The organism is Streptomyces sp. 549 (genome assembly GCF_030124175.1).
Classification (GTDB): Bacteria; Actinomycetota; Actinomycetes; order Streptomycetales; family Streptomycetaceae; genus Streptomyces.
The window spans coordinates 218,246-243,238 of the sequence record NZ_JASKMT010000002.1 but is presented as its reverse complement, the minus strand read 5'-3'; the positions used below and the strand labels follow the sequence as shown (position 1 = coordinate 243,238).

At 72.1% G+C, this 24,993-nt stretch carries 18 protein-coding genes and 1 pseudogene; 10 read left to right on the top strand and 9 right to left on the bottom strand.

All coding sequences use genetic code 11. The annotated features are described in order from the left end of the window. Positions 1–54 precede the first annotated feature (54 nt). Entirely contained in the window at positions 55–735 is a 681-nt protein-coding gene (gene phoP, locus QNO07_RS03165; RefSeq protein ID WP_283989831.1) for a two-component system response regulator PhoP, read from the bottom strand. Further along, positions 732–2,072, bottom strand: a complete 1,341-nt coding sequence (phoR, locus tag QNO07_RS03160; RefSeq protein WP_283989830.1) for a two-component system sensor histidine kinase PhoR — start codon at positions 2,070–2,072, stop codon at positions 732–734. Before phoR ends, phoP begins: the two co-directional genes overlap by 4 nt. A gap of 332 nt (positions 2,073–2,404) precedes the next feature. On the opposite strand from phoR, the gene phoU reads away from it, so the two are divergent. After that, positions 2,405–3,118 carry a phosphate signaling complex protein PhoU gene (phoU, locus tag QNO07_RS03155; RefSeq protein ID WP_283989829.1) on the top strand — a complete coding sequence of 238 codons (714 nt, stop codon included), beginning with the start codon at positions 2,405–2,407 and terminating at the stop codon, positions 3,116–3,118. 92 nt (positions 3,119–3,210) lie between these two features. Here the strand turns inward: phoU and QNO07_RS03150 are convergent, their stop codons facing one another. The 3 genes from QNO07_RS03150 to QNO07_RS03140 all read right to left on the bottom strand — a co-directional run bounded on the left by QNO07_RS03150 (position 3,211) and on the right by QNO07_RS03140 (position 6,921). Then, positions 3,211–3,861, bottom strand: a complete 651-nt coding sequence (locus tag QNO07_RS03150) for a response regulator (protein ID WP_283989828.1) — start codon at positions 3,859–3,861, stop codon at positions 3,211–3,213. Between the two features lie 391 nt (positions 3,862–4,252). Beyond that, on the bottom strand, positions 4,253–6,097 hold the full coding sequence (locus QNO07_RS03145; protein ID WP_283990059.1) for a sensor histidine kinase: 1,845 nt from the start codon (positions 6,095–6,097) through the stop codon (positions 4,253–4,255). 500 nt (positions 6,098–6,597) lie between these two features. After that, entirely contained in the window at positions 6,598–6,921 is a 324-nt protein-coding gene (locus tag QNO07_RS03140; RefSeq protein ID WP_283989827.1) for a hypothetical protein, read from the bottom strand. 348 nt (positions 6,922–7,269) lie between these two features. On the opposite strand from QNO07_RS03140, the gene QNO07_RS03135 reads away from it, so the two are divergent. The 3 genes and pseudogenes from QNO07_RS03135 (at position 7,270) to QNO07_RS03125 (ending at position 10,029) form a co-directional block, all read left to right on the top strand. Further along, entirely contained in the window at positions 7,270–8,664 is a 1,395-nt protein-coding gene (locus QNO07_RS03135) for a sensor histidine kinase (protein WP_283989826.1), read from the top strand. 31 nt (positions 8,665–8,695) lie between these two features. Further along, positions 8,696–9,059, top strand: a pseudogene (locus tag QNO07_RS03130) (response regulator transcription factor). A gap of 142 nt (positions 9,060–9,201) precedes the next feature. Beyond that, a complete protein-coding gene (locus QNO07_RS03125; protein ID WP_283989825.1) occupies positions 9,202–10,029 on the top strand; it encodes a pectate lyase in 828 nt (275 codons plus the stop codon). 110 nt (positions 10,030–10,139) lie between these two features. On the opposite strand, the gene QNO07_RS03120 is transcribed toward QNO07_RS03125, so the two are convergent. Then, positions 10,140–11,015 (bottom strand): NAD(P)-dependent oxidoreductase, encoded by an 876-nt coding sequence (locus QNO07_RS03120; RefSeq protein ID WP_283989824.1) that lies wholly within the window; start codon positions 11,013–11,015, stop codon positions 10,140–10,142. Positions 11,016–11,189: 174 nt separating this feature from the next. Between QNO07_RS03120 and QNO07_RS03115 the strand changes: the two genes are divergently transcribed. Both QNO07_RS03115 and QNO07_RS03110 read left to right on the top strand, forming a co-directional pair. Continuing rightward, positions 11,190–11,558, top strand: coding sequence for a winged helix-turn-helix transcriptional regulator (locus QNO07_RS03115; protein WP_283989822.1), 369 nt, complete (start codon positions 11,190–11,192; stop codon positions 11,556–11,558). Between the two features lie 45 nt (positions 11,559–11,603). Next, on the top strand, positions 11,604–12,206 hold the full coding sequence (locus QNO07_RS03110; RefSeq protein WP_283989821.1) for a hypothetical protein: 603 nt from the start codon (positions 11,604–11,606) through the stop codon (positions 12,204–12,206). Positions 12,207–12,338: 132 nt separating this feature from the next. Here the strand turns inward: QNO07_RS03110 and QNO07_RS03105 are convergent, their stop codons facing one another. From QNO07_RS03105 to QNO07_RS03095, 3 genes are all read right to left on the bottom strand, one after another. Next, a complete protein-coding gene (locus QNO07_RS03105; RefSeq protein ID WP_283989820.1) occupies positions 12,339–13,097 on the bottom strand; it encodes a phosphoglyceromutase in 759 nt (252 codons plus the stop codon). A gap of 95 nt (positions 13,098–13,192) precedes the next feature. Further along, a complete protein-coding gene (gene yicI, locus QNO07_RS03100) occupies positions 13,193–15,493 on the bottom strand; it encodes an alpha-xylosidase (RefSeq protein ID WP_283989819.1) in 2,301 nt (766 codons plus the stop codon). Further along, complete coding sequence (locus QNO07_RS03095; RefSeq protein ID WP_283989818.1) at positions 15,493–18,459, bottom strand: glycoside hydrolase family 3 C-terminal domain-containing protein; 2,967 nt, start codon at positions 18,457–18,459, stop codon at positions 15,493–15,495. Before QNO07_RS03095 ends, yicI begins: the two co-directional genes overlap by 1 nt. Before the next feature lie 386 nt (positions 18,460–18,845). Between QNO07_RS03095 and QNO07_RS03090 the strand changes: the two genes are divergently transcribed. From QNO07_RS03090 to QNO07_RS03075, 4 genes are all read left to right on the top strand, one after another. Then, positions 18,846–20,525 (top strand): extracellular solute-binding protein, encoded by a 1,680-nt coding sequence (locus QNO07_RS03090; RefSeq protein WP_283989817.1) that lies wholly within the window; start codon positions 18,846–18,848, stop codon positions 20,523–20,525. Between the two features lie 86 nt (positions 20,526–20,611). After that, positions 20,612–21,640, top strand: coding sequence for an ABC transporter permease (locus QNO07_RS03085; RefSeq protein WP_283989815.1), 1,029 nt, complete (start codon positions 20,612–20,614; stop codon positions 21,638–21,640). 23 nt (positions 21,641–21,663) lie between these two features. Further along, positions 21,664–22,593, top strand: a complete 930-nt coding sequence (locus QNO07_RS03080) for a carbohydrate ABC transporter permease (RefSeq protein ID WP_283990058.1) — start codon at positions 21,664–21,666, stop codon at positions 22,591–22,593. A 66-nt stretch (positions 22,594–22,659) separates the two neighbouring features. Next, entirely contained in the window at positions 22,660–24,993 is a 2,334-nt protein-coding gene (locus tag QNO07_RS03075; protein WP_283989814.1) for a WD40/YVTN/BNR-like repeat-containing protein, read from the top strand.

Sequence of the window (24,993 nt, the reverse complement as noted above, 5' to 3'; positions counted from 1 at the left end):
CACAGCAGCTGCCCGCTCACGGTCGTCGCCTCGCACCGGAGCCGGCGGGCCGGCCTACGGCTCGAACTTGTAGCCGAGGCCGCGCACGGTCACCAGGTAGCGCGGAGCGCCCGGGTCGGGCTCGATCTTGGCCCGCAGCCGCTTGACGTGCACGTCCAGGGTCTTGGTGTCGCCGACGTAGTCGGCACCCCACACCCGGTCGATGAGCTGCATCCGGGTGAGGACCCGGCCGGCGTTGCGCAGCAGCATCTCCAGCAGGTCGAACTCCTTCAGCGGCAGGTCGACCTTGCCACCGGAGACCGTCACCACGTGGCGGTCGACGTCCATCCGGACCGGGCCCGCCTCCAGCGCGGCCGGCTCGACCTCCTCCGGCTCACCGCGCCGCCGCAGCACCGCGCGGATACGTGCGACCAGCTCACGCGACGAGAACGGCTTCGTCACGTAGTCGTCGGCTCCTATCTCCAGGCCGACCACCTTGTCGATCTCGCTGTCCTTGGCCGTCACCATGATGACCGGCACGTTGCTGTGGTTGCGCAGCTGGCGGCAGACCTCCGTACCGGGCAGCCCCGGCAGCATGAGGTCCAGCAGCACCAGATCGGCGCCGTTGCGCTCGAACTCGTCCAGCCCCTCCGGCCCGGTGGCGGCGATGGCCACCTCGAAGCCTTCCTTGCGGAGCATGTACGACAGGGCGTCGCTGAACGATTCCTCGTCCTCGACGACGAGCACTCGGGTCACGGGAGGACCTCCGGGGCAGAGAGTTGATCACGGGTGAAGGTCTCGTACGACCGGCCCTGCACGGTGCCGCCTCCCCCGCCGGAGGCGGGTTCGTCGGGGTCGTCGGCTTCGTCGTAGTCGGCCGGTTCCTGCAGTGCGCCGCTGAGCTGCTGCCGGCTGCGCCGGCTCGCCTCAGCCCGCTCCCTGGCGGTGCCGGCCTCCGGCAACCGCAGGGTGAAGGTGGAGCCCTGTCCCTCAGCGCTCCAGACGGTGACCTCCCCGCCGTGCGAGGCGGCCACGTGTTTGACGATGGCAAGCCCGAGGCCGGTGCCTCCGGTCTGCCGGGAGCGGGCCGGGTCGACGCGGTAGAACCGCTCGAAGATCCGGTCCTTGTCCTTGTCCGAGATGCCGATCCCCTGGTCGGTGACGGCGATCTCGATGAGGTCCCCGCCGGGAGCCGCGATACGGCGGGCGGCGATGCCCACCCTGGTCCTCGGCGCGGAGTAGTTGACGGCGTTCTCGACGAGGTTGCCCAGGGCCGCGGCGAGCTGCCCGCGGTTGCCCCACACGTACAGGTCGTCGATACCGCCGGTGGCCATGGTGATCTGCTTGGTGCCCGCCGCCTGTCCGCAGCGGTCGATGGCCTCGTTGACGAGCACCCCGACGCCCACCGGCTCGGAGTCCTCCAGCGGGTTGTCGTTCTGCACGCGGGACAGGTCGATGAGTTCCTGGACCAGGTTGGTCAGCCGGGTGGCCTCGTGCTGCATCCGCCCGGCGAACCGTTCGACGGCCTCCGGGTCGTCGGAGGCGCCGCGTACCGCCTCGGACAGCAGCGACAGCGCGCCCACCGGGGTCTTCAGCTCGTGGCTGACGTTCGCCACGAAGTCGCGGCGGACCGCCTCGATGCGGCGGGCCTCGGTGAGGTCCTCCACCAGCAGCAGCACCAGCCGCGAACCGAGCGGCGCGACGCGGGCGGAGACCGCGAGGGCCTCGCCCCGTCCGGAACCGCGCCTCGGCAGGTCCAGCTCCACCTGCCGTATCTCGCCGTCCCGCCGGGTGTCCCTGGCCATCTGCAGCATCGGCTCCACCGCGAGACGCCCGCCCCTCACCAGGCCGAGCGCATAGGCGGCCGAACTGGCCTTGACCACGGCGTCGCCCTCGTCCAGCACCACGGCGGAGGAACGCAGCACCGACAGCACGGTGTCCACACCCGGTGGCAGTCCGGCTTCCATGTGCAGGGAGGTGCGCGAGGGCCGCGCCTGCTCACGCTCGCTCCAGCGGAACGCCAGCACGGCGAACGCGCCGGTGCAGACCCCGGCGATCGCAGCCACTGCGGCGACTGCCGCGTTCACGTCCATGTCCACAGGTTAAGCGGGTGGCGGAAGCCGCTCACAGGTCTGACCGCCCGACTCGAACACTCGTCCCCCAGAGTTCACCGGCAGGACGGTGGTGGTTCACTGTCCGCACCGGCAATCACTACATTTGAGACATCGCTCCCCGCAGGCGACCGGCGGCGGCCCACTTCAGGGCGGCCGATGGGCCGAACGGGCGACGTATCCCAGAGTTCACCCGGGTGTCGGGGGTGATTCACTTGGGGTGCCGAAGCCGGACGCATTGCGGGCCGAGCGTGGCAGCCTGGGGAAACTGCCCCACAACGGCCGTACCATCGCCATGCGAGGGAAGGACAGTCATGCGGGACGCGTACCACGAGGAGCTTGATTCGATCAGCGAGAACCTGGTCGAGATGGCCAGGCTCGTCGGATCCGCGATCGGCCGCGCCACCACGGCGATGCTGGACGCGGACCTCAACCTCGCCGAGAGCGTGATCGCCAACGACGACAAGGTGGACGACCTCCAGCGCCAGCTGGAGACCCGCGCCATCCAGCTGCTGGCCCGCCAGCAGCCCGTCGCCACCGATCTGCGGATAGTCGTCACCTCCCTGCGCATGAGCGCCGACCTGGAGCGTTCCGGCGACCTCGCGCAGCACGTGGCGAAGGTGGCCCGACTGCGGTTCCCGCAGTCGGCGGTGCCGCGCGACCTGCAGGCCACCATCCTGGAGATGGGTCAGCTCGCGCAGCGGCTCATGGCCAAGGCAGCCGAGGTCATCGTCACCAAGGACGTCGACCTGGCCCTCCAGCTGGAGCAGGACGACGACAAGATGGACGACCTGCACCGCACTCTCTTCCAGCACCTGATGGACGACCGCTGGAAGCACGGCATCGAGACGGCCGTCGACGTGACGCTGCTGGGCCGCTACTACGAGCGGTTCGCCGACCACGCCGTGTCCGTCGCGCGCCGTGTGGTCTACCTCGTCACCGGCGACTACGCCGACGAGATCGACCCGGCTGCCGCCGTCCAGGCCTCGACGCAGGCAGCGCCGGCCAAGAGCGCCGACGCTTCCTGACACCAGGAGCCACAGGTCGGCACCGGTCGGCACCGGTACCGACCGTCGGGGAACTGCGCCTGGTTGCACGAGTGCGGCCGCGGGCTGGGAGGTCAGCCTCCCAGCCCGGCGTCCCGTGCCAGCAGCGCGGCCTGCACCCGGTTGGCGCAGTCCAGCTTCGCCAGGATGCGGCTGACGTACGCCTTCACCGTCGCCTCGCTCATGTGCAGTCGGCGTCCGGCGTCGGCGTTGGACAGCCCCTCCCCGAGCAGCGCCAGCACCTCGCGTTCGCGCGGGCCCAGGCGGGAGAGGCGCTCGCGCGCCTCGTCGGCCCGCCCGTCCGGCAGGTCGGCCAGCGAGTCCACCACGTGCCGGGTCGCGCTCGGCGACAGGTAGGCGCCCCCTGATGCGGCTGCCCGCACGGCCCGGATCAGCTCCTCCGGGGCGGAGTCCTTGAGCAGGAAGCCCGCCCCGCCGCGCCGCAGCGCCGCCAGCACGTTGTCCGGCTCTCCGAACGTGGTCAGGATCAGCGGCCGGGCCGCGGGGGCCGCCCGGCGCAGCTCGGGCAGGGCGGAGAGCCCGTCGAGCACCGGCATCTGGATGTCCAGCAGCACCACGTCGACCGCGTGGCTGCGGGCCAGCTCGACCGCCTCCCGGCCGGTGCCGCCCTCGGCGACGACCTCTATGTCGCCGGCGGAGGTGAGGATCGCCCGGATGCCGGCACGGATGAGCGGCTCGTCGTCGACGACCAGGACCCTGATCATGGGGGCGGCTCCAACACGGTGGTGGTAGCGGTCTAGTGGCGGTGAAGGCGACGGCTGCGGGGTGGGTCGGCTGCTGCGGGGCGGGTCGCTGCTGCGGGGCGACGGCTGCGGTACGGGGAGTGGAAAGCGTGGGTGCGGAGTGGGCTGCGTGATGGAGGCTGCGGGGTGGGCAGTCTGGTGATCGGTCCGTCGGCCGGCGCGCCCATCATCGCGGATAGCGCACCACGGGCGGGAAGCCTGTGGACAAGTGGAGCGAGGATGCTGAGGGGCCACGGGCGCCTGTGGACAACAGGTGCCCGTGAACGACGGGGCGCGGGCCGACGCCGGCCGGGAGGCGGGGCGGTCCACCGCCGACGGCGTTGCGAGGGGCGCCGCAGGACGGCGGTGCTGCTCACGGGGTGGTGGTGTAGCGGTCCTTGCTGACCAGGACGTCGTCCTTGAAGCAGAAGCGGAACACCAAGTCGGTGTTCCAGTCCGGTGTGTCCTCGGTGGACAGCAACCTCAGGCAGGTGGCACCGGTGGGTATCTCCGGTTCGCCCTTCGACAGGCCTGAGGTGAGCAGCGACTCGCCGTTCGGCAGGCGATCGCGTACCACGCGCTCGGGCTGGCCGACCTTCACCGACGCGTACTCCTCGGGCTCCAGCAGGCTGTTGCGGAACTCGTCCATCAGCGTGGTCGCCCCCCACACCAGCAGCACGACGAGCAGCACCATCGTGAGGGCGGCGATGCCGCAGCCCCACGGCAGGCAGGCGCGGCGACGGCGGCTGAGCAGGCGGTCGTAGTCCCGGTGCATGCGCATCCGGGGGTCCTCGGCGTCGGCCCCATGCCCGCCGCTGAGGGCCGTGAGCGCGGCGGGCAGCGCGGCGGCCGCGCCGGATGCGCTCTCGCTCCCGGCAGCGCTCACAGTGGCGCTCGCGGGGACGCTCCCCGCAGCGTCAGCCGCTGCCGTCCCGAAGGCCCGCCCGGCGGCCTTCCCGGCGCCCCTGTTCTGGGCTTCCGTGGCGTCCTCGGGTGGGCGGACGGCGACACCGGAGGGTTCGTAGGGCAGCACTCCGGCGAGGCGGAAGCCGCCGTCGGGCAGCGGGCCGCGGTGCAGCATGCCGCCTGCCAGCCTTGCCCGCTCGCCCAGCCCGGCGAGCCCGCGCCCGCCGCTGATGGCGGGCGCAAGGCGGGAGGACGGCACGGCAGGGCGGGGGCCGTTGACCACCTCGACCAGCAGGGAGTCCGGCTCGAAGTCCAACGAGACGGTGATGGGCGCACCGTAGGCGTGCTTGTGGGCGTTGGTGAGCCCCTCCTGCACGATGCGGTAGGCGGCGCGGTCCGCGACCGCGGGCAGCGGGCGGGCGGTGCCGCGGTGGTGCAGCTCCACGGACGCCCCGGCGGCCCGCGAGGACTCGACCAGGCCCGCGACGGCGTCCAGGCCGCTCCCCGCTGCGGGTGTCTCGGCACCCTCCTGCGGACGGGATTCGGTGGCGTCCTCACGCAGCACGCCGACCACCTCCCGCAACTCCCGCATGGCGTTCACCGAGGCGTCGCGCAGCACGCCGACGGCCACCCGCTGCGTGTCGCTGAGCTCCGGGTCGACCTGCAGCGCACCGGTGTGCACCGCTATCAGGGTGAGCTGGTGGCCCAGGCTGTCGTGCATGTCCTGGGCGATGCGCTGGCGCTCCCGCAGCTGGGCCTCGCGGGCGATGATGGCGTTCTCGCGCAGCAACTGGTGGTGCTGGGCCTGCACGGAGGCGAGCAGCGCGCGCCGCTGGGCGAGGTACCGGGCCGTCAGCCCGGGCACCACCATCGAGGCGAGCAGCCACAACGAGGAGAGCAGCAGCACCACCCATGAGCTGATCGCTATGCCCTCCCGGACGAGGCCGACGAGCTCCGTCAGGAGGTGGACCCCGAACGCGGCGCCGAAGACGGCCAGTGCCTTGGTCGGCCGCTCGATGCGGCGGCCTGCGGACCAGGCGGTGATCGGCAGCAGCAGCCACATGCCGACCAGCACGCCACCGAGGCCCGCGGTGAGGAGCAGCGTCACAGCCGGCAGCGGGCGGCGCAGCGCCGCGAGCAGCAGGACGCTGAGCGCGCTGAGCAGAGCGAGCCGCCAGCCGTGCTCGCTCATCTGCACCGCGAAGGCCGCACCGGTGGCCACCAGCAGGGCCACCGTCTCACCGACGACGCGCAGCGCGGACCACGGCTCGGGGCCGATGGTCCACCGCCAGGTTGTTCGTACCGTTCGCATGACGTCCACGGGGACACCGTAGGGAGCGGGGGCGCGTACGCGCAGCCTCCCTTCGTACCGGTGTGCGGCGACGAAAGTATCGACCTTCGAACAGAGGCGCAGACGCGCGGGAGCACGGACGGACATGCTCCCGCGCGCCGTTGACGCGCCCGGCGAGCGACGCGTGCACTGGTCGGGTCAGGCCGTGACCGGCCACCAGGAACGTCTGCTTTCGAGGAGCGATGCCATGGCTGCCGCCCGGAACGTGTGGTCCACTCTCCAGCTCCCGGCTGTCACCGGCGCGGTGCCGTGGGGCGGCCCGAGCGTCACCGGCCGTCCGGGGGGCCGGCCCGCGGCGCCGGTGCCAGGCGCGTGCGGGTGCGGTTCGGGGTGCTCCTGCGGCTGCCAGTCGGGCGGCCCCTGCCAGTGCGGCGGCTGCTGCGGCTGACGGCTGACCGGAAGGCCGGCCCGCACGCGGAGATCCGTGCGGGCCGGGCCGTGCGCGGGGCGGTCGGGAGCGTTCAGATGCCGACCGGGCGGCGTTCGCTGTTGGTGCGGGTCGCGCCGCGTTCCAGCCGGTCCAGCCAGCCGCCGCCGTCGGGTTGCTGTGCGGCGGCGATGTCCTTGCCGTAGCGCAGCCGCACGAAGGTCTCCGGCAGCCTCGCCGCCCGCCGACGGTGGGCGAGGCGGCCGAGCAGCCACGCTCCGAGCAGCCCGTTGAGCAGGCCCACCGGCACCGCCGCCCAGGCAGCGCCCGTACCGCCGTACTGCCCGCCGCCAGGGCGGCGGGCAGCGCGGCCAGCGTCGGCGCGGTGCCCGCAAGCGTGCCCCACATCGCGATCCACACCTGGTAGGAGACGTCCCCGCGTCATCGGGGCCGACACGCTCCCGCGGGTCGACGCCCGGCGTGGCGGCGACCACCGACAGCAGGACGGCGACCCCGACGGCGGTGCCCAGCAGCGCCGGGAGCACCGCGAGCAGTACCGGCCAAGCCCAGTGCTCCCCGGAGAGCAGAGTGAACCCGGTGGTCAGCAGCACGGTGGCGGGTCTGCGGCGGGCATCCTCCGGTCGTCCGGTATTTCCGGCCGGGCGGCGGACGCGGGACGGCCGGGCGGCGGAGGCGGGACGGCCAGGTGGCGGAGGCGGGATGGGCGGCGGAGGCGGGAGGGCCGGGTGGTGCTTACCCTCGGGAGGTGAGCGAGACCAGGATCAGGACGGCCGTGCCGCGGGCGCTGCTGCCCGGTGCACTGGCCGCCGCCTACGCCGGAGCGCCCGCCGGCCAGGGGCCGGGCCGGGAGCGGCGCACCCCCCGGGACTGGGCGGTGGACGTCGCGCTGTTCCTGTGGGCGGTGATGTGGTGGGCGATCATGTTGTCCGCGCTCCAGGACCACGCGTACCTGCCGGACTGGATGCGGACGGTGGACGCGCCGCTGGGTGCGGCGGCCTGCCTGTCCCTGTGGTGGCGGCGGCGCTTCCCGCTGGCGGTGGCGCTGTTCTCCGTGCCGGTCGCGGCCGTGGCCAACAGCTCGGTGGGCGCACTGATGGTGGTGGTGCTCAACCTGGCCATGCGGGTGCCGTGGCAGCGCGCGGTGCCGGTGCTGGTGGTCTACCTGGTGACGGCGATGCCGTACGTGCTGCTGTACTCGGTGCCCCACGAGGGCGGTTGGGTCACCGCAGCGTTCGTCTTCGCCTACTACCTGGTCTTCTTCGCCTGGGGCACCGCAATCCGCGCCCGCCGCCAGCTGATCCTGCGCATGCGGGAGGACGCCGACCGGGAACGCCGCGAGCACTCCCGGCACCTCGCCGACACGCGTCGGGCGGAACGGACAGCGATCGCGCGGGAGATGCACGACGTGCTGGCGCACCGCATCTCGTTGCTGTCGGTGCACGCCGGCGCGCTGGCCTACCGGACGAAGCAGTCGGCCGCCGGGCGCGCGCCCGCGCTCGCGGACACCGAGGTGTCGGAGAGCGCGCAGGTCATCCGGGACAACGCGCATCTGGCGCTGGAGGAACTGCGCGAGGTGCTGCACGTGCTGCGGGCCGACTCCGACGAACGTGCGACAAGCCCGGCGGGGGCGGACGGCACGGCTGAGGCCACCGGTTCGGCGCGAGCGGGCAGCGAGACCGGCGAGCACGCGGGGAGCGCCGGGGGCGGCATGGCGCCACCGCAGCCGAGCATGGCCGACATCCCGCGCCTGGTCGACGAGGCGCGGCAGGCCGGACAGCAGGTCGGACTGGACGACGGGATCATCGAGCAGGCCGCCGACTCACTGCGCTGCCAGGTCCAGCGCACGGCCTACCGGGTGGTGCAGGAAGGGCTGACCAACGCCCGCAAGCACGCCCCGGGCGCCCGCGTCGGCGTCCGGCTGGCGGGTGCACCGGGCACGGGCCTCACCGTCGAGGTGCACAACCCGCTGCCGGTCGGGGTGACGGCCTCGGAGATCCCCGGCGCGGGCGCGGGCCTCACCGGGCTCAGGGAACGTGTGGACCTGGACGGCGGCACCCTGGAGCACGGCAGCGGGGACGGCACGTTCACGCTGACGGCGCGGCTACCGTGGCCCCACGATTCGCGTGCTGCTCGCCGATGACGACCCGCTGGTGCGTGCCGGACTGCGCCTGATGCTGGGCGGTGCGGCGGACATCACGGTCGTCGGGGAGGCGGCGGACGGCAGCGAGGTGGCCGGCGCGGTCCGCGCGGGTGCGCCGGACGTGGTGCTGATGGACCTGCGCATGCCGCACCGGGACGGACTCGCCGCCACCCGCGACATTCGGGACGCGGGCGGGGCCTCACCCAACTGACCGTGCGGGGCCAGGAGATGGCGCGCGCGGTGGAGCCGAAGGCCTGTCCAACTCCGAGATCAGCGCGCGTCTGCACCTCTCCGCCGGCACAGTGAAGGCCCATGTGTCCAGTGCGCCGGCCAAGTTGGAGCTGGACAACCGCATCCAGCTCGCGCTGTTGTCGCACGACGCCGCACCGCGCTGAGACGCCGCGCAGGCCACACACGAAGACGTGCACGAAGACGTGCGCCCGGTGTTCGCAGAAGTTTTCTGATCCGCACGGCAACCTTTCCGGCCGCGGCGGCAACCAGAGGACGCACAACGTCACCACACCGGGAAAGAGTTACATGAAGAACAGAGCAGAACTCCGCCGCCAGGACAGGCGCCGGGTCACGCGGCGCCGGGTGCTCGGCGGACTCACTGCGGGGCTCGCCCTCACCGGCGCTGCGGTGTTCACCCAGCTGCCGCTGTCCTCGGCCGGTGCGGCCACCGACTGGCCGACCTCCAAGGGCGACCGCAGCGTCCCCGAGACCATCGAGGTCAAGGGCACCTTCGACGGCGAGTACCGGCGCTTCAAGGCCACCTCGGCCCTGGGTGACGGCAGCCAGAAGGAGGGCCAGAAGCCGGTGTTCAAACTGGCCGACGGCGCCGTGCTGAAGAACGTGGTCCTGGGCGCACCCGCGGCGGACGGCGTGCACTGCATGGGCAGTTGCACCATCCAGAACGTGTGGTGGGAGGACGTCGGCGAGGACGCCGCGACCTTCAGGGGCGGCGACGACGCCGTGTACACCGTGCGCGGCGGCGGCGCCAAGCACGCAGCGGACAAGGTCTTCCAGCACAACGGCGGCGGAAAGCTCGTCGTCTCGAAGTTCACCGTCGAGGACTTCACCACGCTCTACCGCTCCTGCGGCAACTGCTCCACGCAGAAGAAGCGTACGGCGATCTTCCGCGACATCGAGGTGAAGGCCCCCGGCCTCCGGATGGCCGGCATCAACTCCAACTACGGCGACTCCGTGGCGCTGCGCGAGATCACCGTGATCGGCGACACCAAGAACCGCCTGGTGCCCTGCCAGAAGTACAAGGGCAACAACACCGGTTCGGAGCCGGAGCGCCTCGGCACCGACGCCGACGGCAAGCACTGCAACTACCGGCCGTCCGACATCACCTACCGCTGACGTCGACCCGGTCCAGCACGCCGCGCCCCGTCCCTGCTTCGAGCTTCGGGCGGGGCGCGGTCACGCCCGGCGGGCGGCGGGGCGCGAATGGCCGGGCCTGCGCGATAGCTCTAACCGGGCTGCCTGATGCTCTCGATGATCCGCGCGAAGCCCTCGGCTCCGTGGCCCGCGCGGATCTGGCGTTGGATGAGCCGCTGGACCGTGTCGACCACCTCGGTGCTGACGCCCTGGTCGGCACTGGCGGCCAGGATGTCGCCGAGGTCGGAGAACTCGAGGCTCTGCTGTCCTTCGACGGTGTAGTCACCGCCGTCGACGACCGCGGCGAACTCCGGGAAGGCACCGGTCATGGCGGACAGCCAGGGCGCGGCCATGGCAGCGAACTCGCCTGCCGTCACGCCGGCCGGAGAGACCATGGCGGCGCCGTGCAGGAATCCGGCGAACATGACGTACATGCCCGAGAGCAGGGCGAGGTCGTACAGGGACGCCAGTCCCGCGTCCTCACCGAAGTAGGTGCTGGCGCCCCACAGGTCGAGCAGCGGTTTGCACTGGTCGAAGGCCTCGGCCGATCCGCTGTAGAGCACCGACGCACCCGGTCGTCCGATCATGTGCGGCTCGGCCATGATGCCGCCGTCCAGGTACACGATCCCGGCGTCGGCGGCCCACGCGGCCAACTCCCGCGACTGGGCCGGGGTTGTGGTGGTCACGTTGACCAGTGTCCGTCCGGCCAGCGCGCCGGAGAGCGGATCCAGCACCTCGCGGACCGACGCGTGGTCCAGCAGGCAGGTGACCACCACGCGGCCGGCCCGGACCGCGTCCCCCGCCGTGGCGGCGGCGTCCGCGCCCTGTGCCACGAGGTCCGCCGTCTTCCCCGCTGAGCGGTTCCAGACCGTCGTGGTGCGGCCGGCCCCCACCAGGGCGGCTGCGAGAGCACTGCCCATGGCACCCAGCCCGAGAACACTCACCCGAGTGGTGTCGTCGGTTGTCATTTCCTGGTCTCCCCCTCAGGTGCGGACGTGCCTTCGTACGCCCCGCTTCGCCTCGATCCTCTCCGTCGCCAGTACCGTTGACCAGTACGGACTTTCAAGTCAGGTACGCACCTGCGGGTAAGTGGGTCCGGGCTGGGTCCGGACCTGAGTACGGGCTTGGGCTTGGAGGAGCAGATGGCAGCATCGGCACGACGCGGTCCCTATGTCTGCGGGATCGACGCGGCGATGGACGTGGTCACCGGGAAGTGGAAGTCGCTGATCCTGTGGGAGCTGCACCACTACGGGATCCGCCGGTTCGCCGAACTCCGACGGGGGCTGCCGGGCGTCAGCGAGAAGATGCTGATCCAGCATCTTCGGGAGATGGAGGCAGACGGTCTTGTGCATCGTGAGGTGTACCGCGAGGTGCCGCCGAAGGTCGAGTACTCCCTGACCGAGCACGGCATCTCGCTCAACGCCGCCCTGGAGCCCCTGGGGGCGTGGGGCACCGAGCGCATGCAGCGGATCGGGGCGGAGAAGGTCTCCACCCGCGAGGACACGGCGTGAAACAACTCGGGTGACGGCGTGCTGCGCCGACGCTAACGTGCCCGGGTGATCAGCGAAGAGGGAGCACGTCTGGGGGCGGATGCGTCAGCCCGCCTGGCGCAGAAGGGACTCTACGAGTTCGAGCCGGGGCTGACCGACGCCGAGTTCACGCGCATCGAGCGAGAGTACGGCTTCGAGTTCGCTGACGATCACCGCGCCTTCCTCGCGGCGGCCCTTCCGGTCAACATCCCTCCCGAGGACGGGCAGACCTGGTCCAGACCGTGGCCGGAGTGGCGCTGGGGTGACCAGGACAGTCTGCGTCGACAGCTCGCCTGGCCGGTCGAAGGTGTTCTGCTCGACGTCGAGCACAACGGGTTCTGGTACGAGGGCTGGGGCGAGCGTGCCGCCGATGCGACGGCGGCTCTGGCCACAGCTCGGCGTCATCTGGCGGAGGCGCCGGTGCTGGTGCCGGTGTATGCGCATCGATACCTGCCCGCCGGCCGGGGAAGCTCCGGGCACCCGGTGCTGTCGATGTGGCAGACCGACATCATCTGTTACGGACTGGATCTGGACGACTACATGCACCAGGAGTTCGACGGGGCACGGGGCGACGTGGACGAGAGCTGGAACCCGCGAGCGACCGCCCCCTTCTGGCGCGATCTTCTCTGAGTTCTCCGGGTTCCCGCCAGGACGCGGTCGCGCTCAGCGGTAGCCGGGTATGCCCGCCACGCGGACCAGCACATGAAAAAGCCCCTACCTTGTGCGCAGAACCACAGGTAGGGGCCTCTTCAGGTCTGTCTGCTACTTCTTGCCCTGGTTCTTGACCGCTTCGATGGCGGCCTTGGCGGCGTCCGGGTCGAGGTAGGTGCCGCCGGGGTTGAGCGGGCGGAAGCTCTCGTCCAGCTCGTAGGAGAGCGGGATGCCGGTGGGGATGTTGAGGCCGGCGATGTCCTCGTCGGAGACGCCGTCGAGGTGCTTCACGAGCGCGCGCAGGCTGTTGCCGTGGGCGGCGACGAGCACGGTGCGGCCGGTCAGCAGGTCGGGCACGATGCTGTCGTACCAGTACGGCAGCATGCGGATGACGACGTCCTTGAGGCACTCGGTGCGCGGGCGCAGCTCCGGCGGGATGGTGGCGTAGCGCGCGTCGTCGCTCTGCGACCACTCGCTGCCGTCCGCGATCTCCGGCGGCGGGGTGTCGTACGAGCGGCGCCAGAGCATGAACTGCTCCTGGCCGAACTCGGCGAGCGTCTGTGCCTTGTCCTTGCCCTGCAGGGCGCCGTAGTGGCGCTCGTTGAGGCGCCAGGAGCGGTGGACGGGAATCCACAGCCGGTCGGCGGACTCCAGGGCCATCTGGGCGGTGCGGATGGCCCGCTTCTGCAGCGAGGTGTGCACGACGTCGGGCAGCAGGCCGGCGTCCTTGAGCAGCTCGCCGCCGCGGACAGCCTCCTTCTCGCCCTTCTCGGTGAGGTTGACGTCCACCCAGCCGGTGAACAGGTTCTTTGCGTTCCACTCGCTCTCGCCGTGGCGGAGGAGGATCAGCTTGTACGGTGCGTCGGCCATGTCGGCAAGCCTAATGGGTGCCGTCGAACAGCGTCCGGTACCGCCCGGCCACCGGACACCGGCCGGGGGCGGTGGGACCGCCCCCGGAACCGGTCTCACCCCTGCGCGGGCTCCCCCGCCCCCAGGTCGAGCGTCACGTCCCCAGTGCCCCCGGCCCCGGCGGCCCCGCCGCCCGTGCCGGTTTCGAGCCGGTAGGGGCGGTCGGTGCCGTGGGCAGTCGCGTGCACGGTGTCGCCCTCGCGCCGGACGCGGAAGGTGGCCGCGGGGCGGCCGGTGTGGTCGGGCACGGTGACGGTGGTGTCGAGGTCCGGCGGCGGTGCGTGCACGCGCAGGGTGAGGCCGTCCAGCCAGTCGCCGTCGGGACGCTGGTCGTCGGAGCCGAGCGGCAGGACCGCGCCGGGCCGCACCAGCAGGGGCAGGCTGTCGAAGCCGTGGGTCTCGCGGTGCCAGCCGGGGCCGGTGACGGTCTCGCCGGTCAGCAGGCGGGTCCAGGTACCGGCCGGGACGTAGAACTCCACGTCGCCGTCGGCGCTGAACACGGGGGCGACGAGCAGGTCGGGGCCGAGCATGTACTGGCGGTCCAGGGGGCGGCACGCCGGGTCGTCAGGGAACTCCAGGACCATGGGCCGCATGACGGGCACGCCCTCCTCGTGCGCCTGGACGGCGGCCCCGTACAGGTACGGCATGAGGCGGTGCTTGAGGCGGGTGAAGAGGCGGGTGACGTCGACGGCCTCCTCGCCGAACTCCCACGGCACCCGGTAGGAGACGTTGCCGTGCAGCCGGCTGTGCGAGGACAGCAGGCCGAAGGCGAGCCAGCGCTTGAAGACCTCCGGGTCGGGGGTGCCCTCGAAGCCGCCGATGTCATGGCTCCAGAAGCCGAAGCCGGACAGACTGAGGGACAGGCCGCCGCGCAGCGACTCGGCCATGGCGGTGAACGACGCGAAGCAGTCGCCGCCCCAGTGCACCGGGTACTGCTGCCCGCCTGCGGTCGCGGACCGGGCGAACAGCACGGCTTCGCCGTGGCCGCGCTCCTTCTCCAGCAGCTCGAAGACGGTCCGGTTGTATAGGTGGGTGTAGTAGTTGCGCATGCGCTCGGGGTCGGAACCGTCGTGCCAGACGACGTCGGTCGGCACCCGCTCGCCGAAGTCGGTCTTGAAGCAGTCGACGCCCTGGTCGAGCAGCGGGCGGAGCTTGCCGGCGAACCACTCCCTCGCGTCGGGATGGGTGAAGTCGACGAGGGCCATGCCGGGCTGCCACAGGTCCCACTGCCAGATGTCGCCGTTCGGCCGCCTGACGAGATAGCCCAGGCGGGCGGCCTCCTCGAACAGGGCGGACTTCTGCGCGATGTAGGGGTTGATCCACATGCTGATGCGCAGACCGCGGTCCTTCAGGCGGGTCAGCATGCCGTCGGGGTCAGGGAAGACGTCCGGGTCCCAGCGGAAGTCCGACCACTGGTACTCGCGCATCCAGAAGCAGTCGAAGTGGAAGACGGTGAGCGGGATGTCCCGGGCGGCCATGCCGTCGACGAAGGAGGCGACGGTGTCCTCGTCGTAGGCGGTGCAGAAGGACGTGGTGAGCCACAGCCCGAACGACCAGGCCGGCGGCAGCGCGGGGCGACCGGTGAGCGCGGTGTAGCGGGCCAGCACCTCCTTGGGCGTGGGGCCGGCCACGACGAGGTACTCCAGCGACTGGTCCTCGACGCTGAACTGGACCTGGCCGACCGACTCCGAGCCGACCTCGAAGGACACCTTGCCGGGGTGGTTGACGAACACGCCGTAGCCGCGCGAGGACATGTAGAACGGCACGTTCTTGTAGGCGAGTTCACTGCTGGTGCCGCCGTCGGCCTGCCAGATGTCCACGGTCTGGCCGTTCTTGACGTACGGGGTGAAGCGCTCGCCGAGCCCGTAGACGTCCTCGCCGACGCCCAGGGTGAGTTGGGCGATCATGTGGTGGGTGCCGTCGCCGGTGGTGGCGAAGGCGGTGCCCTTGGGTTCGACGGCGGTGAGGCGCCGGCCGTCCGCGTCGAGGAAGGTCAGGCCCCAGGGGGCGTCGCGGTCGAGGCGGACGGTGAGCGGGCCGCTGGTCAACTCGGTGACGCTGCCGTCGGTGGCGGTCTGCGCGCCGTGTCCGGTGCCGGCGCCGGGCAGGTCGAAGAACGGGCCGCGCCGGGCCCGTCCCGCGTGGTGGGTGGTGCGCACGCCGATGACGCCCTCGGCCGGGGAGAAGCACTCGACCGTGATCAGCGGGGAGTTGAGGGTGTCGCCGCGTCCGCGGACCTGCTTGTCGGCGGCGTAGGCGGTGAAGCGGTCGGGGTCGACGCGCAGGTCGCGCACCTGGGAGGCGTAGGTGGCGCGGACGCCTTCGCGCATGAGCCAGAAACCGTCGGTGAACTTCATCAGCTGTTCCTCGCTGTGGTGGGGTGCCGCCGGTCCCCCGGTCGGAGGAAGTCCAGGCGTGCCAGCCGGACCGGGCCGCGCAGGGTCAGCCGCAGGTCGCGCACGCCGTCGAGCCGGATGCCGGTGTGCAGGGCGGTGAACTCGTGGACGCCGCCGGTGGCCGGCACACCGACCGTGGTCGACGCGTCCGGGTCGGCGCCGGAAGGAGTGGCGCCGACAGGAGACGTGCCTTCGAGGGGCGGCCCGGCCGCCAGTTCCACGGAGCCGGGTCCTGTGGCCGCCACCAGCAGCGCCACCGTGGTCACGCCGTCGCCGAAGTCGCAGCGCCGGTAGAGCAGTTCGCCGGGGTCGTCACCGTCCGGGGCGACCGCCGTTCCGTCGGTGGTGCTGCGGGCGACGAGCACGGTGGCGTGCTGCTCGTCGTAGTCGGCGGCCTCCAGCCCGGCGGACGGCACCGGGCGCGGCCCGGCGCGTTCGCCGTCGACGGTGAGGGCCGCCGTGCAGTGCGGGTCGGCGCTGGAGGGTCCGGCCAGCAGCTCGTAGCGGCCGGGTTCGACGGTCCAGCGCCCGTGCGCCACGTCCCAGTGGCCGAGGGCGGCCAGCGGCACCTCGAAGTCCAGCCGGGCGGACTCGCCGGGCGCGAGGTGGACCCGGCGGTGGGCGACCAGTTCCCGGCCGGGCCGGGGCACGGACGGTGCGGTGGCCCGGGCGTAGAGCTGGGCGACCTCGTCGGAGGCGACCGGGCCGGTGTTGGTGACGGTCAGCGCGGCGTGCACGGTGCCGCCGTCGACGCGGGCCGTCAGTCCGGCGTGGGTGAACGTGGTGTAGCCGAGGCCGTGGCCGAAGGGGTACAGGGGGGTGCCGGTGAAGTACAGGTAGGTCTGGCGGCTGCCGACGATGTCGTAGTCGAGCAGGTCCGGGAGGTCCTTGTCGGCGGCGTACCAGGTCTGCGGCAGGCGTCCGGCCGGTGACACGTCGCCGGCGAGCACGCGGGCCAGCGCGGTCCCGGCGGCCTGGCCGCCGTGCGCGGTCCACAGCAGCGCGGGCAGTTCGGCGGCGGCCTCGGGCACCGCGTAGGGGTAGGAGGAGCTGAGCACGAGCACGGTGCGCGGGTTGGCGGCGCGGGCCGCGCGCCAGATCCGTTCCTGCTGCTCAGGGAGGGCGAGCGTGCTGCGGTCCTCGGTCTCGCGGCCGTTGATGTGCGGGTCGTTGCCCGCGACGACCACCACCACGTCGGCCTCGGCGGCGGCCCGGGTGACGGCGTCGGTGCCGTGCTCGACGGTCTCGACGCGGAACACGTCGCCCGTCGCGCCCACCCGCACACCACCGTCGGTGACGTGCACGGGCCGGCCGGTGCCCAGGTGGACCAGCAGGTGGCCGTCGCCGTGCGGCTCCAGGCGGAACGTCTCCTGCACGACCCAGCCGCCGGGCCGGTCGGCGGCGGCCCGCAGGCAGCCGTCGTCGGCGACGGTGAGGTAGCGGCCGTCCGGTGCGCGCAGCGTGACCACGCCGCCGCCCCAGTCGGCCAGGGCGAACACCGTGCCCGTCGCGTCACAGGTGAGCGGCGGCAGGTCGGTGCGTCCGCGCAGCAGCGCCGGGTCGAGAGCGGCCTCGCTGCCGCTCGCCGGGTCGGGCGCGGACGTGGACGCGTCGGGGACGCGCAGGGTGCCGGACGCGGTGTGCAGCCGGACCAGGTCGAGGCCCTCGGCGAGCTGCACCGCGTCGGCGCCGAACCGCTCGCGCAGGCCGGTGAAGGGCGTGGAGCGGTGGAGCAGGGTGCCGCTGTACCAGTCGAGCTTGCACTCGTCGGCGAGCGGACCGACCACCGCCAGGCGCGTCCCCTCCGCGAGCGGTAGCAGCGGCCCGGCGCCTCGGGCCGGGGGCCCCGCCGGGGAGTCTCCGACCGGGACGTTCTTCAGCAGCACCACCGCCTGTTCGGCGGCCTCCAGGGCGAGGGCGCGGTGCTCGGGGGTGTCGAAGGGCTGCGGGCCGGCGTACGGGTCGAGGTCGGGGTCGAACTCGCCGAGGGCGAACCGGACGGCGAGCAGGCGGCGCACGGCGGTGTCGACGTGGGAGGGGTCGATGAGTCCCCGGTCGAGTGCGCCACGCACCCTGGCGGTGATGGGGCCGGGGTCCTGACCGTGGTCGGTGAAGCTGTCGACACCGGCCCGCAGTGCGGCGGCGGTGGCCTCCTCGTGGGTGTCGAAGCAGTGCTCGGCGTCGACGAGGTTGGTGGGCGCCCCGGCGTCTGAGCACACCAGCAGGTGCTGGTCCGTCCAGGTGCGCAGCCGGGTGCGCAGCTCGGGCGAGAGGTGGTTGGGGCGGCCGTTGACCAGGTTGTAGGCGGGCATGACGCCGGCCACCGCCCCGGCCTCGACCGCCGGGCGGAAGGCCCGCAGGTCGTACTCGTGCAGCACGCGGGGCCGCACCGACGCCGACGAGGTGGCCCGGTCGGTCTCGTTGTTGTGCGCCAGCCAGTGCTTCAGCACGGGCGCGGTGCGCCAGTAGCGCGGGTGGTCGCCGCGCAGGCCGCGGGTGTAGGCGACGGCGATCGCGGAGGTGAGGGCCGGGTCCTCGGAGTAGCCCTCCTCGTTGCGTCCCCACAGCGGGTTGCGCAGCAGGTTGACGGTGGGCGCCCAGACGTTGAGGCCCACCCGGTCGTCGCGGGCGCGCATCGCGCGCACCTCGGCGCCGACGGCCTCGCCGACCCGGCGGACCAGGTCGTCGTTCCAGGTCGCGCCCAGTCCGACGGCCTGGGGGAAGACGGTCGCCGGCCCCATCCAGGCGACGCCGTGCAGGGCCTCCTGGCCGGTGCGGAACGCGGCGACGCCGAGACGGTCGACAGCCGGGGCGAACTGGTGCAGCATCGCGATCCGCTCCTCGGGTGTGAGGCGCGTCAGCAGGTCGTCGATCCGGTCGGCGACGGGCAGCCGCGGATCGCGGAAGGGCGGCTCGGATTCCGGCACGTGAGGTGTCCCCTTGGTTCGTGAGCGGTGGCCTCGGATCGATGAACCCCGGTAGGTGCCGGTGAAGCCCCGTGCCATCCGGTGCGGCCGGGTGACGGAGGTGGTCCAGGAACTCGAAGCGCTTCGATGCTCAGTCGATGCGGCACACCCTGTCAAGGCACCGAACAAATCCGAACCGGACTCTTGTGCGGCATGAACCGGTCACTTAACCTCGCAGCAACATCGAAGCGCTTCGACGAAGGACGTCAGCAGCGGGCCTGCTCTTCTTCATCCCGCTTCGTCCCGCTCGCTCCGCGAGCGCCGGCACGCCTCGGCCCGGACACCCGAGCCGAACAGGCGGATTCCCGCCGCGTGTTGTCCCGGTGCGCCACTGAAGGGTTGACGCAATGACGCCGAACTCCCCCTCCGCCCCGAGCCGGAGAAGCTTCCTCGCCTCCACCGCCGTCGCGGCCGCCGCCGTCGGCGGCGGGCTGCCGCTGCTCACCGCGTGCGGCGGCTCGGGGAGTTCGGGCGGCTCGAACAACGAGGGCACCACCACCGGCAAGGACCTCAAGAGCGTGCTGCCGGCCTACGTGCCCTCCGACGTGGTGCAGCCGGACCTGCCCAGCAGCAACGGCTCCGCGATCGGCTTCACCACCGCGCTGCCCGCCGCCGAGCTGGCCGTCTCGGTTCCGAAGAAGCTCGGCAAGGGCGGCAAGCTGACCGTCATGGCACCGCTGTGGGGGACGTCGCCGGGGCGCGGCAACCCGTACTGGAAGGCGATGAACGAGGCCGTCGGCGTCGACGTCACCTGGCAGAACCAGGACGGCAACACCTACGGGCAGAAGCTCGGCGCGGTGCTCGCCTCCAGTTCGGTACCGGACGTCGTGGTCGTGCCCGGCTGGGAGCTGGGCGGCAAGATCCCCAGCGCGGTCAACAACAAGTTCGCCGACCTCGGGCCCTACCTGTCGGGCGACCGCGTCAAGGACTACCCCAACCTGGCGGCGATCCCCACCGGTGCCTGGCAGCGGGCGGTGTTCGGCGGCAAGCTCCGCGGCCTGCCGATGCCGGCCTCCGTCATCCCCAACATCACGCCCTTCTACCGTGCGGACCTGTTCAAGGAGAAGGGCTACGAGGCGCCGACCACCGCCAAGGAGTTCTTCGACCTCGCCAAGGACATCACCTCCGCCAGGAACAAGGTGTGGGGCTGCGGGGACATGACGTGGGCCGCCTACGGCTTCTTCGGTGTGCTACCGGAAAAGCCGTACTACTGGAGCCTCGTCGACGGCAAGCTCGTCAACCGCTACGAGACGGACGCCTTCCTGGAGGCGCTGGAGTGGTCCCGCTCGCTGTACTCGGCCGGGGTGGTGCACCCCGACGTCAAGGCCGAACAGGGCGACGTCGGCAACCTGTTCGCGTCCGGGCAGGTGTGGATGTACAACGCGGACATCTCCGACTGGTACGGCAGGACCGTCGTCCAGCGGTCCGACCACCCCGACTTCGCCATGGCGGCGATGGACTACTTCGCGCACGACGGCGGCAAGCCCGTGCTCTACGCGGGGCAGCCCTCCATCATCTGGGCGTTCGTCAGCAAGGACGCCTCGAAGGAGAAGATCCTCGACACGCTGGCGCTCGCCAACTACACCGCCGCGCCCTACGGCACCAAGGAGCAGCGGCTCAAGGCCTACGGCATCGAGGGCACCCACCACACGCTCAAGGGCGGCACGCTCAGCAAGACCGAGCGCGGCAACAACGAGGTGTTCGCGACCTACGAGTACATCGCCAGCCCGCAGCAGTTCTTCGCCCACCCCGACCACCCCGACGTGGTGAAGGGCATGATCGGCTGGCAGCAGCGCCAGGGCGCGCACGTGCGCAAGCCGCTCTTCCACGGCATGCAGGTGCAGGAACCCAACCGGTTCGCAGACCTGAACAGCCAGTTCGAGGACCTGGAGAAGGACATCGTGCGCGGCCGCAAGAAGGTGTCCGACATGCAGCAGGCGGTGGCCGACTGGCGTTCCCGCGGCGGCGACAAGCTGCGCGACTGGTACCGGGACCTGCTGGAGAAGACCGGCGGCCCCACCTCATGACCACCCTCCCGACCACCGCCTGACGGCGCACCGACCACCGTCTGACGGCGTACCGACGGCGTACTGACCGAGGGAGTCACCCGCCCATGTCCCACAGCACCGTTCCCCGGGTCGCGCCCGGCGCGGCGGCCGATCCGCCGCCGCTGCCGGCCGTGCCCGGCAAGACGCCCAAGGGCCGGGCGCCGGGCGGAGCGAACTGGCGGCACCGGTTGCGGCGCGACCGCACGCTGCTGCTGATGACGCTGCCCGCGCTGCTCCTGCTGCTGGTCTTCGCCTACCTGCCGCTGCTCGGGAACGTCGTCGCCTTCCAGGACTACGACCCGTACGTCGCGGACAACGCGTGGCAGGCGATGGCGCAGAGCCCCTGGGTGGGCCTGGAGCAGTTCTCCCGCATGGTGGGCGACCGGCTGTTCTGGCAGGCGCTGCAGAACACGCTGGCGATCTTCCTCATCCAGCTGACGCTGTTCTTCCCGGTGCCGATAGCGCTGGCCCTGTTCATCAACAGCTTCGTCCGGCCGCGGGTGCGCGCGGTGGCCCAGGCCATCCTGTACCTGCCGCACTTCTTCTCCTGGGTGCTGGTCGTGACCATCTTCCAGCAGATGTTCGGCGGCGCCGGGCTCGTCGCGCAGACCCTGCGGCAGCACGGCTACGAGGGCTTCGACCTGATGACCGAGCCCGCGCTGTTCAAGTTCCTGATCACCTTCGAGATGATCTGGAAGGACGCGGGCTGGGGCGTGATCGTCTTCCTCGCCGCGCTGGCCGCCGTCAACCCGGAGATGTACGAGGCCGCCGCGATGGACGGCGCCGGACGGTGGCGCCGCATGTGGCACATCACGCTGCCCGCGCTGCGCCCGGTCGCCGCGCTGCTGCTGGTGCTCCAGGTCGGCAACGCGCTGACCGTCGGCTTCGAGCAGATCCTGCTCCAGCGGACCGCCGTCGGCCCGACCGCCGCGGAGGTACTGGACACCTACGTGTGGAACGTCGGCATCCAGTACGGCGACTTCAGCTACGCCGCCGCCGTCGGCATCGTCAAGGGAGTCTTCGGCCTGCTGCTGGTGCTGGCCGCCAACAAGGTCGCCCATCTGATGGGCGAGCAGGGGGTGTACAAGCGGTGAGCACCACCACGAGCCGCCGTCCCGTGCGCGGGCCGGCCCGCGCACCGGGCCGCTCTCCGGCCGGCACGCACCTGCGGCCGGTCTGGGAGGAGCAGCCGACGCCGCCCGGGCTGGCCGGCAAGGGCGTGCTGCTGACCCTGGCGTGCGCGGCCGTCCTCTTCCCGCTGTGGGTGGTGGTCGTCACCAGCCTGTCGTCGGTGAAGACGATCACCGAGGCCGGCGGGCTGGTCGTCATCCCGCGCGGCGTCACCTTCGTCGCCTACCAGGAACTGCTCAGCGGCGGCCAGGTCACCCGGGCCACGATGGTGAGCCTGGGCGTGACGGTCGTCGGCACCCTGTTCAGCATGACGGTGTCGGTGCTGTGCGCCTACGGGCTGTCCCGCAGCGGCTCGATGTTCCACCGGCCGCTGCTGCTGTTGCTGCTGGCCACCATGTTCTTCAGCGCCGGCCTCATCCCCACCTACCTGGTGGTGCAGGCCGTCGGCCTGACCGGGACCTATCTGTCGCTGATCCTGCCCAGCGCGATCAGCGTGTTCAACGTGCTGGTGCTGCGCGCGTTCTTCATGAACACCGCGCAGGAACTCATCGAGAGCGCACGGATCGACGGCGCCGGGGACTTCCGCATCCTGTGGCAGATCGTGCTGCCGCTCTCACGGGCCGTCGTCGCCGTCATCTCCCTGTTCTACGCGGTGGGTTACTGGAGCGCCTGGTTCAACGCCTCGATCTACCTGAGCGATCCGGACATGATGCCGCTGCAGAACGTGATGAACCAGCTCGTCCTCAAGCAGGAGCGGCCCACCGGTCTGGCCCAGGCCATCAACACCGGCAACCTGTCGCCGCTGGCCATCCAGATGGCCGTCATGGTGCTCGCACTGCTGCCCGTGGCGGTGCTGTCGCCCTTCGTCCAGAAGCACTTCAAGAAGGGCATGCTCACCGGCGCCGTCAAGGGCTGACCCCTCCCCGTCAAGCCCTGGTCGCCGCCCGCACCGCCCTCCCCCACCCCCAGGAAGGTGTCCGCCATGCCCGAATCCCAGCCCCACCACGCCCCGGAGCCCACTCCGGAGGCCACTCCGGAGCCAACCGCCGTCGGCCGTTCCGCCCCGACCCGGCGCACGGTGCTGGCGACCGCCGCCGCCACCGGCGCGGCCGTCGCCCTGGCCGCCGCCGCGCCCGCCGCCGCGTCCGCCCCCCACCGGCCCCCGTCCGCCTCCGCCTCCGGCGCGCAGCCCTACCGCTGGCGCAACGTGTTCATCGGCGGCACCGGCTTCGTCACCGGCATGCTGTTCCATCCGCGGGTCCGCGGCCTCGCCTACGCCCGCACCGACATCGGCGGCGCCTACCGGTGGGACGACGCAACCGCACGCTGGACGCCGCTCAACGACGACCTCGGCTGGGACGACTGGAACCTCACCGGCGTGGAGGCCATGGCCGTCGACCCCGCCCATCCCGACCGGCTCTACCTGGCCGTCGGCACCTACACCCAGCCGTGGGCCGGGGACGGCGCCGTGCTGCGCTCCACCGACCGGGGCGCCACCTGGGACCGCACCGACCTGGCCGTCAAGCTCGGCGCCAACGAGGACGGCCGGGGCACCGGCGAGCGGCTGCTCGTCGACCCAACCGACAGTGCCACCCTGTGGCTGGGCACCCGCCACGACGGCCTGCTGGTCTCCCGCGACCGCGGCGCCTCCTTCGCTCCCGCGCCCTTCCCCGCCACCCCCTCGTCCAGCGGCCAGGGCGTCACGCTGCTCGTCGCCGCCGGGCGCACCGTCTACGCGGGCTGGGGCGACGGCGGCGAGGGCGACGCCAACCTGTACCGCCTGGAGAGCGGCCGGTGGGTGCCCGTGCCCGGACGCCCGACCGGCGCCCGTGCCCGTATCCCCATCCGTGCCGCGTACGACAGCACCACCCGTGCGCTGTACGTCAGTTACGCCGACGCGCCCGGCCCCAACGGGCAGACCGACGGCTCGGTGCACCGGCTGGACACCGCCACCGGCCGGTGGACGGACATCACCCCGGTCCGGCCCGGCGGCGAGGACAACTTCGGCTACGGCGGCCTCGACGTCGACGCCTCCCGTCCCGGTACCGTCGTCGTCTCCACCAACAACCGCTGGTCGTCGATCGACACGCTGTTCCGGTCCACCGACGCGGGCGGGCGCTGGACCTCTCTGAAGGACGACGCGGTGCTCGACGTGTCCGAGACGCCCTACCTGCGGTGGGGCAACGACCAGCCCAAGTTCGGGTGGTGGATCCAGACCGTCGCGATCAACCCGTTCCACTCCGAGCACGTGGTGTTCGGCACCGGCGCCACGCTCTACGCCACCCGCGACCTGCGCCGCTGGCAGCCGCAGATCCGCGGCCTGGAGGAGTCGTCCGTAAGGCAGTTGCTGTCGCCGCCCACCGGAAAGGCGCACCTGCTGAGCGGGCTGGCCGACATCGGCGTCATGTACCACGACTCGCTCACCGCCTCGCCGTCGCGCGGCATGGCGACCCAGCCCGTGTTCGGCACCGCCACCGGCCTCGCGCAGGCCGCCGCCCGGCCGTCCTACGTGGTCCGCACCGGTTGGGGCGACAACGGCAACGGCGCCTGGTCCGGCGACGGTGGCCGCACATGGCAGCCGTTCGCCTCGCAGCCCGACCTCGCCCCCCAGGCGCCGGGGCCGATCGCGGTGAGTGCGGACGGCCGGACCCTGCTGTGGTCCTTCGTGCACTGGGACGGCACCCGCCACCCCGCGTACCGGTCCGTCGACGGCGGCGCCACCTGGACCGAGAGCGCCACCTGCCCCAGAGGGGCCGCCCCGGTCGCCGACCCGGTGAACCCCGCCCGGTTCTACGCCTACGACACCACCAGCGGTGAGCTGCACGTCTCGACCGACCGCGGCGCCACGTTCTCCCGTGCCGCCACCGGCCTGCCGTCCGGCGACACGCAGTTCCGCGTCGCTGCCGCCCCGGGTCGCACCGGCGACCTGTGGCTGTCGGCGAAGGAGGGCGGCCTGCACCGCTCCACCGACGGCGGACGCACCTTCCGCCAGGTCCCCGGGTGCCGGGCCTCCTACGTGCTGGGCTTCGGCAAGGCCGCCCCCGGCTGCACCTACCCGGCGCTGTTCCAGACCGGCACGGTCGGCGACACCACCGGCGTCTACCGCTCCGACGACACCGGCCGCAGCTGGATACGCGTCAACGACGACGCCCACCAGTGGGGCTGGACCGGCGCGGCGATCGCCGGCGACCCGCGCGTACACGGCCGCGTCTACCTCGGCACCAACGGCCGCGGCATCCAGTACGGCGACCCGGCCCCCGCCACCCGCCGGTCAGCCGGCGCCCGGCAGGGCGGCACCGCCGCTGACGGGCGGTGA

Coding starts and splice junctions, on each gene's coding strand:
- phoR (WP_283989830.1), bottom strand. CDS start 2,072: ATGGACGTGAACGCGGCAGTCGCCGCAGTGGCTGCGATCGCCGGGGTC.
- phoU (WP_283989829.1), top strand. CDS start 2,405: ATGCGGGACGCGTACCACGAGGAGCTTGATTCGATCAGCGAGAACCTG.
- QNO07_RS03150 (WP_283989828.1), bottom strand. CDS start 3,861: ATGATCAGGGTCCTGGTCGTCGACGACGAGCCGCTCATCCGTGCCGGC.
- QNO07_RS03145 (WP_283990059.1), bottom strand. CDS start 6,097: ATGCGAACGGTACGAACAACCTGGCGGTGGACCATCGGCCCCGAGCCG.
- QNO07_RS03125 (WP_283989825.1), top strand. CDS start 9,202: ATGAAGAACAGAGCAGAACTCCGCCGCCAGGACAGGCGCCGGGTCACG.
- QNO07_RS03120 (WP_283989824.1), bottom strand. CDS start 11,015: ATGACAACCGACGACACCACTCGGGTGAGTGTTCTCGGGCTGGGTGCC.
- QNO07_RS03115 (WP_283989822.1), top strand. CDS start 11,190: ATGGCAGCATCGGCACGACGCGGTCCCTATGTCTGCGGGATCGACGCG.
- QNO07_RS03105 (WP_283989820.1), bottom strand. CDS start 13,097: ATGGCCGACGCACCGTACAAGCTGATCCTCCTCCGCCACGGCGAGAGC.
- yicI (WP_283989819.1), bottom strand. CDS start 15,493: ATGAAGTTCACCGACGGTTTCTGGCTCATGCGCGAAGGCGTCCGCGCC.
- QNO07_RS03090 (WP_283989817.1), top strand. CDS start 18,846: ATGACGCCGAACTCCCCCTCCGCCCCGAGCCGGAGAAGCTTCCTCGCC.
- QNO07_RS03085 (WP_283989815.1), top strand. CDS start 20,612: ATGTCCCACAGCACCGTTCCCCGGGTCGCGCCCGGCGCGGCGGCCGAT.
- QNO07_RS03075 (WP_283989814.1), top strand. CDS start 22,660: ATGCCCGAATCCCAGCCCCACCACGCCCCGGAGCCCACTCCGGAGGCC.